The sequence below is a fragment of the Sedimenticola thiotaurini genome, assembly GCF_001007875.1.
Lineage (GTDB): Bacteria > Pseudomonadota > Gammaproteobacteria > Chromatiales > Chromatiaceae > Sedimenticola > Sedimenticola thiotaurini.
On sequence record NZ_CP011412.1, the window covers coordinates 3,565,602 to 3,578,841 of the forward strand.

4 protein-coding genes are annotated in these 13,240 nt (G+C 60.7%); all 4 read left to right on the forward strand.

Translation table 11 applies throughout. The features are described 5' to 3' along the window. Nucleotides 1-526 precede the first annotated feature (526 nt). The 4 genes from AAY24_RS16440 (at nucleotide 527) to AAY24_RS19520 (ending at nucleotide 13,186) form a co-directional block, all read left to right on the forward strand. Nucleotides 527-8,176, forward strand: coding sequence for a DUF7933 domain-containing protein (locus AAY24_RS16440; protein WP_052761288.1), 7,650 nt, complete (start codon nucleotides 527-529; stop codon nucleotides 8,174-8,176). Next, nucleotides 8,173-11,802, forward strand: coding sequence for a TonB-dependent receptor (locus AAY24_RS16445; RefSeq protein ID WP_052761289.1), 3,630 nt, complete (start codon nucleotides 8,173-8,175; stop codon nucleotides 11,800-11,802). Before AAY24_RS16440 ends, AAY24_RS16445 begins: the two co-directional genes overlap by 4 nt. 230 nt (nucleotides 11,803-12,032) lie before the next feature. Then, entirely contained in the window at nucleotides 12,033-12,914 is an 882-nt protein-coding gene (locus AAY24_RS16450) for a LysR family transcriptional regulator (protein ID WP_046860592.1), read from the forward strand. A gap of 137 nt (nucleotides 12,915-13,051) precedes the next feature. Next, the gene (locus AAY24_RS19520) at nucleotides 13,052-13,186 is read left to right on the forward strand and encodes a hypothetical protein (RefSeq protein ID WP_335337183.1); all 135 of its coding nucleotides are present in this window, start codon (nucleotides 13,052-13,054) and stop codon (nucleotides 13,184-13,186) included. Nucleotides 13,187-13,240: the final 54 nt, after the last annotated feature.

The window sequence follows — 13,240 nt, forward strand, 5'->3', positions numbered from 1 at the left end:
GGCGGTCTTTATTCAACAAACGAATATTATTGTTCTCTAATATCGGAATATACGATAGATTAGCCGCTCCATGTCGTAGTGCCGAATGGGTGAAAGAGGGCTGGAGAGTCCGTTTCACTATCTTTCCGACCTGCCATATCTGATCCATTCTCCTCCAGATACCCCGGATACCTTTGGCTGCCATATCAACAAACCGGATTGACCGGCAAGGGCGGGGTCTATGCCAGTTTTGCTTCCTGACGGGATCGGAGGGGAGGGTCAAATCCGACCCGTTAAATTGTTAAAAAATGTAACAGATCGTTAATAAATGTCGACTCCCTCCCCGTGCTTCTGATAGAGTCCGCGCAAACTGCATGGGTATAGAAGAATTTTCAATAAAAACATAGTGATGAAATAAATTACTAGGCTTGTTCTGATTCTCACCAGGTGCTGATTCAGTTCCGATTGGAGCTGTTTCGGCCAGGGTTCGTGCGCCTGAATTTTACCGGGTTGGTGTTAGACATTGATGCTTGTTTCGGGAGTAACAATGAATAATAAAAAGCGTAAGTCCGGCCTGCCTTTCAGCAAGTTGGCCTGTCTGGTCATGTTGTGGTTGTCCTGCAGTCAGGCGCTGGCCGCACTGGATGTCTCCATGAGCACCGAAGTGGGTTACCCCAACCCCATTGTGCCGGGGGAGGTGACGGCCCTGCGCATTACCCTGCAAAACAGCAATGACACGGCCCCGATTACCGGCGTCACGTTTACCAACAACATGCCGGCCGAGATCACGGTGGCCGGTGGCGGTGCTGTCTCCTACAGCTGTCAGGATGGGGACGGGAACAATGTCCCGACCAACGGCACGGTAACGGCCACCATCGGCACCAGTACGATTGAACTGGGCGGTGGGGGGGGCACCATCCCCCAAGCCGGTGTGAGCAGCGGTCGCTGTGACATTGTGGTGGAGGTCACTTCCACCGTTGCCAATGCGGTACATGTGAATGAAATCCCGGTGGCAGCCGTTACCGGTGACGATGGTCAGCCACAGTCCAATGCCACGAAGGCGGAGCAGTCGATTACCGTCACTTCTCTGAACAATCCTTCTATCAGCAAAAGTTTCAGCAAAAACAGTATTGTGGTGAATGATGAGACCGTGCGCCTCACCCTCACCATCGACAACCGGTCCAATAATAATCACGACCTGCCTCTGAATACGGCGGGGGATACCCCCGCTTTCGGCCTGCGGGATACGCTGCCGGCCGGGCTTGAGGTGGCGCCCACTCCCAATGTTGCTATCAGTTGTACCAGCGGTAATACGACTGCCAGTTTCGCTCCCGTGGCCGGTGACACGGAGCTGAGAGTGGTTGGCGGGGCGATTCCGGCGGATGCCGCCTGTAGTTTTTCTGTTGACCTGGTGGGTACCTCCACCGGCGGTGATTACAGTCAGAGTCTGGACAATACGATAGACAGGGTTAACGACTTCGCCAACAAGCGAGGCCTGGTGCCGGCATCCAACGCCACGGATTCCCTGGCCGTGCATGGTGCTCTCCAGGTGAGCAAGGCGTTCAGTCCGACCACTGTACGACAATCTGAGCAGGCTACGCTGACCATCACCCTGCACAATGACAGCCCGCTTACCCCGCTTACCGGGGTTCAGTTGACTGAAAACAATATCCGCACATCCGGCAGTGGCACAGGTACACTGACGATCGACAACATCAATTTGAATGGTTGTGGTGGTGCCGACGTGGCACTGATCAATGGCGACCAGGGTTTTGCATTAGGTGGCGTAACCCCTGCTACCATTGCGGCAAGTGACAGCTGTGTTCTGACCATCACCTACACCCCGGCCCTGGGTACGGCGGGTGTCCCCGAAACTTTCACCGATACCATTCCTGAAGGCGCGGTGGTCAATGATCAGGCCGCCATCAGCCAGCCAGCCAGTCACAGTGTTACCGTGCTGGATGAGTTGTCGGTCAGCAAGTCCCGCTCACCGAGCCAGGTGGCACCCGGTAACCCGGTGCGTTACGACATTACGGTAAGGAATTTTTCCGGCGGTGCGCTCAACGATGTACGGGTGAGTGATAACCTGCCTGGTGGCATGTTGGCGCTGGATACCCCCGCCCCCAGCATGAACGGCGCTGGCTGTTCCGGTGTCTTGAGCCACAATATCGCCGGTCCGGCACCCTCCACCACCAATCCCCAATTGACCTTTGATATGAATGCCGGGGTGGGTGCATCCCCGTCCGTCTGTACCGTCACCTTCTGGGCTATGGTGCCGGTGGGTGCGGCGGTGGGCGTCACCTTTGATAACCAGATTGCTGCCAATGGGGTTTGTAATGACAACGGCACCGGAGGTATCTGTAATGCCGGCGCCTCCTCCACCACTAATATCAGGGTAACCGCCCGGGACGTGGTGAGCGTAACCAAGAACTTCAGCCCCAACAACGCCTCGGAAGGACAGGTTTCGGAGCTGACGGTTATCTTCACCAATGCCTCGGCCGAACCTTTGACCAATGTGGAATTTACCGACAATCTGCCCATAGGCTCTACCGGCCTGCAGCTGCAGGTGGCTGATCCGGCCGTTGCCTCCAGTGACTGCGTCGGAGCGGTGGTCACCGCCAATCCGGGGGATGCCGTTATCACCATGACCGGGGGTACCATCCCGGCACGGGGCAACAGTGGCCTGGGTTCTTTCGGCAGCTGCGAACTGAAGGTCAACGTGATTGGCGCGGCCGGCAACTACACCAATGTGTTGCCCGCGGGCGCGGTGGAGGCCACCCATACGCTGGCAGATGCCGGCACCGAAACGGTCTCCAGCCCTGGGCCGGTTCAGGCAACTCTCAACTATGCTTCCGCTCTGGGCGCCACTAAACGATTCTCGCCGGATACGATTCAGCAGGGTGGCAGCTCTACCGTGGCCATACGTCTGAGCAACAGCGGTGATGGCACCTTGAACAGTGTCTCGGTTACCGATCCGCTGCCAGCCGGGATGGTGCTGGCCGATCCGCCAAACGCCTACACCACCTGTGATGGCGCTAGCAGCAGCATCACGGCGGTTGCGGGACAGAGCAGTGCCAGCCTGACCGGGGCTGTGATTCCCGCCAATGGCCAGTGTGAGTTCCTGTTCGACGTGACCACCAATGCTCCGGGTGACTGGGTCAACACCATCCCTGCCGGCAATATCACCGCCGCGGGAGGTGTGCAGACCACAGCACCGGTAACCGCCACGTTGGCAGAGTCGTCCAACTATGCGATCACCATCACCAACAATGCTTTGCCCAACGCCCTGACCGCGCCCGGTGAGAGCAGTGTGTTGACAATCACTCTGACAAATAACGGTACCGAGAATTTGAGTGGCATTGCACTGACCGACTATTTCACTGACGACGGCAAATCCACTGGCTCCTCCACCGGTATGTTGGTGGCAGCCACGCCAAGTGTATCCACCACCTGTAGCGGGGGCGTGGTCGAGGCACTTGCCGGTGGTGATCGTATTTCGCTCAGCGGTGCCAATCTGGATGCCGGGGATAGTTGTACGGTGTCCGTGAATGTCACCATGGAACAGGTGGGTACGGTTCAGGACGTTATTCCGGCGGGCGTGGTCCAGACGGATCAAGGTGTATCAAACACCCTTCAATCTGTAACCAGTCTCTCGGCGCAAGCCAATATCGGTGTTACCAAGCAGTTTATTCCCGAGGTGGTGAAACCGGGTGAGCGTGCCCGTCTGCGCATCAGCTTTATCAATCCTTTAACACTGCCGTTGGCCGACCTGGCAGTGCTGGACAGCCTGCCGGCAGGGGTGACCGTGCCGGCCGGTCCGAACCTGGTGACAGACTGTAGTGGCGCCACGGTGACAACACCGGGCAGCAACAGCGTGCAGGTGAGCGGCGGCAATTTGCCGGCGGCGTCGGGCGGTGTGGCCAGTAGTTGTATGGTGGAACTCGACGTGGTTGCTGCCGTGGCGGGAAGCTATACCAATGTGATCCCGGCCCATGCCATGACCGGCACGGTAGGTGGCGCCTCGGTGGATAACACCTCTCCGGCAGAGGCCGATCTGTGGGTCACGGATCCGGTCTCCCTGTCCAAGAGCTTTGCGCCTGCGTCGGTGCCACCGGGCCAACCCTCAACCCTGACCATTACTCTTACCAATCCGGGTGATACCCCGTTAACTGGTGCTGCGCTGACAGATAACCTGCCGGCCAACCTGGTGGTGGCGTTGACCCCCAATGCCTCCACCACCTGTGCCGGGGGCACGGTCACTGCACCCGCCTCGGCTACGGCCATAAGCCTGGCCGGCGCAACAATACCGGCCAACGGTTCCTGCCAGGTGCAGGTGGATACCCTGAGTAACATTCCAGGCAGTTATGCCAACACGATTCCTTCCCGGAGTCTCACTACCACCGAGGGTGTCACTAACGAGGAGCCGGCAAACGATACCCTTGAAGTCTCCATGCCGCCGGTGGTCAGCAAGCAGTTCAGTCCACCGGTCATTCCGGCCGGGGGTACCTCGACGTTGACCATTGTCCTGACCAATGACAATGGGGTGGACATGACCACAACGGCGCACTTTACCGACGAGTTGCCGACAGCGCCCGGCGCGGTGGTAGTGGCAAACCCCGCCAATGCCTCCACCAACTGTACCGGCACCCTGGTGGCCAACTCCGGTGCAACCAGCGTACGTCTCAATAGCGGCGCCACTATTCCTGCTGGCGGTTGCAGCATCAGCGTGGATGTAACCGGCAATACCGCCGGCACCCATATCAACCATATCCCGGCGGCTGCATTGCAGACCGACCTGGGTAACAACCTTCAGCCGGCCAATGCCAACCTGGAGATCAGTGCACTGGGTTATATCTCGGGCCGGGTATTCCAGGACAACGATGTGGTGCCCAATGGCACCTACGACGGTGGCACCGATACGCCACTGGCCGGTGTTACCGTGAACCTGCGTGATGCGAGTGACAATATTATTGCCACTACTGTCACCGATGCATTGGGTAACTACCAGTTCACCGGACTGGCAGCCGGCACCTACTCGGTGGAACAGCCAAACCAGCCGGCCGGTACGGTCAACGGCATCACCACGCCGGGTGCTATCACGGGTGGTGGCGGCGGAAACCCCGGTACCGCCACCCCGACTGCCACCACGCCGAGCCGGATCAACGGCATCGTCTTGGGTGACGATGGCGGGCAGATCGACGGTTCGTCCCACAACAACTTTGCCGAGCAGGTCAACTCCTCGATCAGCGGCCGGGTGTTCCTGGATCAGAACAACAACGGCCAGTTCAACGGAGCGGACAGTGGGCTGGCCAATGTGACCATCGAACTGCTGGACGGGGGCGGCAACCTGCTTGCCACCACCCAGACCGATGCGGATGGCAACTACAGCTTCAGTGACCTGGAGCCCGGTACCTACTCGATCAGGCAGCCGAGTCAACCCGCCGATACCTCCAACGGTATTACCACGCCGGGAACGGTGGGCAATGGCGGTACCGATGGTGTGGCCACTCTGCCCACCGTGACGCCGAGTCTGATCAGCAACCTGGTTCTGCCGCCCAACACGGTGGCCAGCGGTAACAACTTTGCCGAGTTGCCCAACAGCCGTCGTATCTCCGGCAGCGTGTTCCTGGATTTTGACAACAGCGGTACGGTGAATGGTGCAGACCATGGTATCGGTGGTGAGACCATCAACCTGACCGGTACCGATACCAATGGCAATCCGGTCTCCATGACCACTACCACGGACAGTGACGGTAACTTTGAATTTACCGGTCTGCCGGAAGGTACCTACCAGCTGGATCAGCCGACCCAGCCGGCCAGCACCGGTAACGGTACCACCACCGCCGGCAGTGCGGGGGGCGTGGCCTCCAACCCGACTGCAACCAGCAGCCGGGTGTCGGGTATCGACCTGACCGGCGCCAATACGGTATCGGGCGGCAATACCTTTGCCGAGCAACCGGACGCGGCGGTGGATCTGGCCCTGTCCAAGACCCACTCGCCGGCCAGCCTGGCTGAGGGTTCGAGCACCGGTTTCTACCGGCTAACGCCCAGTAATATCGGCAGTGTGGATACCAGTGGAACCATCACCGTGGTGGATACCCTGCCGGCAGGCATCTCCATTGTCTCCATGCCCAGCAGTGGTGACTGGAGCTGCAGTGCCGCCGGACAGGTGATTACCTGTACATCGGATGCGGTGATTCCCGCTGCCGGTGTCGGCAACGAGATAGTGCTTAGAGTGGCGGTGGCCAATGGACTTTCCGGTCAACTGCTGGTGAACAGCGCAACCATCTCCGGTGGATCGGAACCGCCCGGCTTTGAGGGCAATAACCGGGCTGACGACCCGACACCCATTGCCGAGGCAGCGGAGGTGTCCGGCCATGTCTGGTTTGACGACAACCACGACCGGGCCATGGATCCGGGTGAATCGCTGGTGCCGAACTGGCAGGTGGACCTGGTCCTGGGTGGTGTCACGGTGGCCAGCACCACCACCGATAGCAGCGGTGCCTACAGCTTTACCGGTATTTCACCGGGCAGTGGCTACCAGATACGCTTCCGTGAGCCGGACAGCGGTACCCTGTACGGGCGTCCTGTGCCCAATGAAACGGGCGACCCGTTCACCAACGGGGTGGTCGATGCAAGCAACCCGGCCGGGGCGGACAACAGTGACGGTACGCTGGACGGCCTGACCCTGGCCTCGGGAGACCGGGTGACGGGCCAGAGTCTGCCGCTGGATCCCAGTGGTGTGGTCTACGACTCGATCACCCGTGCCCCGGTAGCCGGTGCGGTAGTAACGCTGGTCGGCCCAGGCGGCTTCAACCCGGCTACCCATCTGGTTGGCGGCGCTGCCAATGTCAGCCAGACCACCGGTGCCAACGGCTACTACCAGTATCTGTTGAACGCCGGTGCGCCGGCCGGTACCTACACCATCACGGTGACCTCTCCGCCCACTTACCTGCCGGGTGAGTCGGCCATCCTGCCGGCCTGTAACAATACGTTGAGCGTGGGTGCGGTGCCCGATCCGGCCCTGGTGCAGACCAGTATTCAGCCGCCGGTGGTTGGCGCGCCGGTGCATGATCCGCTGACCTGCCCGGTTAACTCGGCGGGACTGGCGGCTACGGCCGACAGCACCCAGTACTTCTTCAGCTTTGATCTGAATCCAGGGGTGTCGGCGGACCTGGTAAACAACCACATACCCCTGGATCCGATCACAAACGGCGCCTTCACGGTACAGAAGAGCACGCCCATGACCAACGTGTCCCGGGGTGATCTGGTTCCCTACACCGTGACCGTGACCAACAACCTGGCCGGAGCGGTACCCAATATCGATATCCGGGATCAGATTCCACCCGGCTTCAAGTACAAGACCGGTTCCGCATCGGTCGACGGGGTGAAGCAGGAACCGCTGGTGACCGGGCGTCTGCTGACCTGGCCGAACTTCAGTTTTGCCCTGGGCCAGCAGCGGGTGTTCAAGGTGATGCTGGTGGTCGGTGCCGGTGTCAGTGAGGGCGACTATGTCAACCAGGCGTGGGCCGAGAACAACCTGGTCGGTGCGCGGGTATCCAACCTGGCGACCGCCACGGTGCGGGTGGTACCGGACCCCACCTTTGACTGTTCCGACCTGATCGGCAAGGTGTTCGATGATCAGAACGCCAACGGTTACCAGGATCAGGGTGAGCCGGGCATCGCCAATGTACGGGTGGCGACCGCCCGGGGCCTGCTGATCACCACGGATGACCACGGTCGTTTCCACGTCACCTGTGCCGCCATACCCAATGAGTGGCGGGGTGGTAATTTCATCCTCAAGCTGGATGAACGCAGTCTGCCATCCGGTTACCGGGTGACCACGGAAAACCCGCGGGTGGTGCGGCTGACCCGGGGCAAGATCAGCAAGGCGAACTTCGGTGCCACCATTCACCGGGTGGTACGTCTCGACCTGACCAGCGATGCCTTTATGCCAGGCAACGAGCAGTTGCTGGAACAGTGGAACAGCCAACTGGATCACCTGGTTGAACTGCTGCATGAACAGCCTTCGGTACTGCGTCTCTCCTATCAACAAACGGTCGATGATCCGCCAGATCTGGTACAGGCGCGAATCGATGCGGTGCAACAACAGATCACCGAGCGTTGGGAGGAGGATAACTGCTGTTATCCGTTAACGATCGAAGTGGAACGGATGAGCAGGGAGGCAGGACAATGAAAAAGTTGATACTTGCGTACTCTATCGGTATGGCGTTGAGCGGTATGGCGGTTGCCGACCAGTCGTCCTGTGATCCTGAGCAGGCGCACTGCAAGCTGCCCGAGCAGCGCGGCAAGATGATCGACAACAGTCAGGTCTGGCCGGGGTCAGTGGTACCGCGCAATACGGAGAACCAGCAGCAGCCGCAGGATGGGGCGGCAGGTAACTGTCCCGTCGGCGCCGCTGCACCGGCCTTGCCCTTCCGCATCAGCGTAGATGGTGCACCACTGCTGGCCGATGATCCTGCCCAGGTGGCGGATAGCCTGCGCTGCCAGGATGTGACCCTGGCCCGGGCCGATATCCAGGTCCGTTATGACAGTCAGGAGCAGACCCCCTGGCTGAATGTGGGGGTCGATCCGGTCACTGCAGGTCCCGATCGCCAGGTGCAGTTTTATACCTACAGCAACTATCCGGCCTGGATCGAGCGGGCAGAGATCCGGCTGTTTGATGCGGCCCGCTCGGTACGCCAGGAACCACTGCAGACCCTGGATGTGCAGATCGGCAAGGGGGTGGCCTGGGTGCTGCCGGCACAGCTTGAGGGGCCCCTGAGCTATGTGTTGCGGGTCTATGACCGGGCCGGACGGTTTGATGAAACCGAGCCCCGGCAGCTGCAGATCAGCAGCATGAAGCTGGCCCCCAGCGAGAGTTCCGGTGAACTGGCCGTGTATGGGGAGAACCGCCGCAAGCTGGCCAATATCCCGGTGCGGGGTGGTGCGGTGACCGTCAACGGTCGGGATGTCCAGCCGGATACCCAGGTTTCAGTCATGGGCCAACCGGTGCCGGTGGATGGATCGGGTAAATTCGCCTATCGGCAGATACTGCCGGCGGGACCGCACACCGTCCAGATCCGGCTGGAGGACACCCAGGGACAGCGTTACGAGTTCCAGCGTAATGTCACCATTGCCAAAGATAACTGGTTCTATATCGGCCTGGCGGACCTGACGGTGGGACGCAACAATACCAAGGGACCGGCCGCCCTGGTGACAGCCGACGACTCGGATCATTTTGATAACGAGCTCTATGTGGATGGTCGCCTGGCCTTCTACCTGAAGGGCAAGATCAAGGGCGAGTACCTGCTCACTGCATCAGCCGATACCCGGGAGCAGCCCCTGGATGAGCTGTTCAGTAACTTTGCCGCCAAGGATCCGAGCTCCCTGCTGCGCCGCCTCGATCCGGATCAGTACTACCCGGTCTACGGCGATGACAGCACCACCCTGGATGATGCGCCGACCCAGGGCAAATTCTACGTACGCCTGGAGCGGGGGGACTCCCATGTGATGTGGGGTAACTTCCACACCCGCATCAACGACACCGAGCTGGTGCAATACAATCGGGGACTGTACGGCGCCCGGGCCCACTGGGTGGCTCAGGAACAGACCCGCTATGGTGAGCGCCGGGGACGGGTGGAGCTGTTTGCTGCAGACCCCGGCACCCTGCCGGCCCGGGACGAGTTCCGTGGTACCGGTGGCTCACTCTACTATCTGCGTCGGCAGGATCTGACCCAGGGCTCCGAGCGGGTCTGGATCGAGGTGCGGGACAAGGATACCGGCATCGTGCTGGAGACCCGTTACCTCACCCCCGAGGAGGACTACGATATCAACTATATCCAGGGTCGCATCATCCTGCGCGAGTCGTTGGGATCCACGGCCGACGGCTCCCTGTTGATCAAGAGCGGCAGCCTCTCGGGCCACCCGGCCTACCTGGTCACCAGCTACGAGTACACGCCGGGACTGACCGAGGCGGATGACCTGGTACGGGGTGGCCGCGGTGAATACTGGATCAATGACCAGGTGAAGATCGGTGCCACCGGTTATCGCCAGGATGCCCCGGGCATGGAGCAGAAACTGAGTGGGGCCGATGTCACCCTGCGCTACAAACCGGGTACTTACGTGAAGATCGAGGGTGCCCGCAGCGAAGGGGTGGGCACCAGCCAGAACAACTCGTTGGATGGCGGTTTCAGTTTCCAGAACCGTACCAGTCCGGGCGGCCGGGCCGATGCCGGCCGTATCGAGGCGGCCGTGGATCTGGCCGAAGTGACCGACGACCAGCAGGGTCGGGCCAGTGTCTATTGGCAGAAACGGGAAGCCGGCTTTTCGGCCCCCGGCCAGCTGACCGGATCGGCTGACGCCACCCAGCGGGGCGCCCGGTTGTCTCTGCAACTGGATCCCCGGAGCCGGCTGGATGCCCAGTTGGATGCACTGGCGGATGAGATTGCCGACACCCACGCGGCGGAGGTGAATCTGCGCAGGCAGGTGAACGACAACTGGGAGATTGCGGTGGGTGTGCGCTCCGACAGTCGTGATCTCAACACCGTGACCGCCAGTGATGTGTTGAACGAGGAGGGCGATCGCACCGACATCCAGGTTCGGGCGGACTACACCCCGGACGAGGATGGAGAAAACGACTGGAGCGCCTACGGCTATGTCCAGGGCACGGTGGACAAGAGCGGCAACCGCAGCAGCAATGACCGGATCGGCGTGGGCGGCAAGCGACGTCTGTCGGAACGCTTCAGTGTCTATGGTGAAGCCTCCACCGGTGATGGCGGCCTGGGCGGACTGGTCGGAGGTGATTTTCAGTACAACGATCAGACCAGTCTCTACTCCCACTACCAGATGGATACCGATCGGACTGACATCGGTTACCGGGGTCGTCAGGGGCAGCTCACCAGCGGTGTGAACAGCCGCTTCAGCGATTCGGTGTCGGTGTTTGGCGAGCAGCGCGTCTACCATGGTGACGGACCGAGCGGCCTGACCCACGCCTTTGGTCTCGAACTGACCCCCAATGAACGCTGGAGCTACGGGATCAATTTCGAGACCGGTGAGCTGTCCGATCCCTATGCCGGCGACATGGATCGGGATGCCGTCAGCCTGGATGTGGGCTATCGGCAGGAGAGAACCCGTTACGCCGGCCAGCTGGAGTATCGACGCGAGGAGGGGACCGCCGGCAAGCGCACCAGCTGGTTGTGGCGTAATAACCTGGGTTACCAGATCGATCCCGACTGGCGTTTCCTGGGACGTCTGAACCTTGCCTTCTCTGACTCCAGCAGCGGCGACTACTATGACGGAGACTATGTGGAGGTGGTGACCGGTTACGCCTACCGGCCGGTGGACAATGATCGGCTCAACCTGCTGTTCAAATACAACTACCTGTATAACCTGCCGTCTCCCGGACAGCTGGATGGCAGTGGCGTTCTGGCGGACTACTCGCAGCGCTCCCACGTGCTGTCGGTGGATGGCACCTATGACCTGAAGCCCTGGGTGTCGGTGGGCGGCAAGTACGCCTACCGGCTGGGTGAGATGCGGGACAACCGGGTCGGTGGTGAGTGGTACGACAGCGAGGCCCAGCTGGCCATTGTTCGGGCCGACTTCCACTGGGTGCATGAGTGGGACCTCCTGGTGGAAGGTCGGGTGCTGGATGTGGCAGCGGCAGAGGATCGGCGCTCGGGGGCGCTGGTGGCGCTCTACCGTCACCTGGGCAAGAACGTGAAGGCCGGTATCGGTTACAACTTCACCGACTTCTCGGATGATCTGACCGATCTCTCCTATACCAGCAAGGGGTGGTTCTTCAATATCGTGATGAAGATGTAACCGGCCTGGCGACAGGTCACGCTCCGACAGGTGGGCCGACGCCGGATAATCCCGCTATCCGGTGTCGGCCACACCGACCCTTTCCATCCAACCGGTTAAGCCGGCTGCAACGGCCGGCGGTTCCCGGTACCCACCCATACCAAGATATATTTGTCGATAGTAACCCATAAGAAGATCGGATTATCCGATACAATGTGGGCAGTTAACTGTATCGGACCCCGGTGTAATCTATGGATACCGAGTTTGCCCGCACCTTCCTGGCGGTCACCGCCGCCGGTAACTTCGTCGGCGCCGCCGCCAAACTGCACGTCACCCAATCCACGGTCAGCGCCCGGATCAAAACCCTGGAGCAGCAGCTCGGCACGCCGCTGTTTCGCCGCGGCCGGGGTGGCGCCGAACTGACCGCAGCGGGCCGGCGGTTCTTGCGCCACGCCAAGGTCCTGGTGCGCACCTATGAGCAGGCGCGCCACGACGTGGGACTCTCCAGCGGTTTCTCTGCCGGCCTGACCCTGCGCGGGCGTATCGCGCTGTGGGAAGGGTTTCTGCCCAACTGGGTGAACTGGATGCGCCAGACCGCGCCGGATATCTCGTTGCGGCTGGAGATCGGTTTTGAAGAGGAGACCACCCAGGGGCTGGTTCAGGGGGACGTGGATATCGGCGTGCTCTACACCCCCCAGAGTCGCCCGTCCATTTCAGCCGAATATATCTTTGGCGAGTCCCTGGTACTGGTGACCAGCTCGCCGGACCGGCACTGGCAGGACGCCAGTTATGTGCATGTGGACTGGGGGCCGGAGTTCCTGGTCCAGTTCGCGGCCCGTTTCCCGGATGTGGATACCTCGGCACAACGGGTCAACATCGGCTGGCTGGCCATGCAGCTGATCACCCACCATGGGGGCTCCGCCTATTTTCCGCTGCGCATGGTGCGGCAGCAGATTCAGTCGGGCGTACTGTTTCCGGTGGAGGATTCGCCGCTGATCACTCTGCCGGTCTACATGGTCTATCCGCTCGACCGGCAGGCGCCGCACATCACCACCGCCATCAACGGCTTGCGCGAACTGGGGGCCGAGGAGGAGCAGCGGCAATCCCTGGCGGAGTTGTCCCGGAACACCTGAGTGTCCTTATGGTGGATCGCGCTCCCGGCCCCGCCGGCTCGGAACGGGTCAAGCGACGGGTAGGCTTCCTGACAACCATGCCGGAGGTGATTGAGTGTCTGCACGTGACCGGGCAGGACTCCTGACTGCTGCAGGTTGTGGCGAAAGATATGATGCACCTGGAGGCGTTTATCCAGTCCATCAACATGAAGGGCGAGACCCGCACCTCCACTGTCCTGTCCCACCCGATTCCGGTGCGCGGGATTCAGCTGTCCCCATCCGCTGTCTGTTGATTCCCCGTAACCGGATTGTTGACAAAGTGATTAAAAAGTATAAAGTAAGTAATC

Coding starts and splice junctions, on each gene's coding strand:
- AAY24_RS16440 (WP_052761288.1), top strand. CDS start 527: ATGAATAATAAAAAGCGTAAGTCCGGCCTGCCTTTCAGCAAGTTGGCC.
- AAY24_RS16450 (WP_046860592.1), top strand. CDS start 12,033: ATGGATACCGAGTTTGCCCGCACCTTCCTGGCGGTCACCGCCGCCGGT.
- AAY24_RS16445 (WP_052761289.1), top strand. CDS start 8,173: ATGAAAAAGTTGATACTTGCGTACTCTATCGGTATGGCGTTGAGCGGT.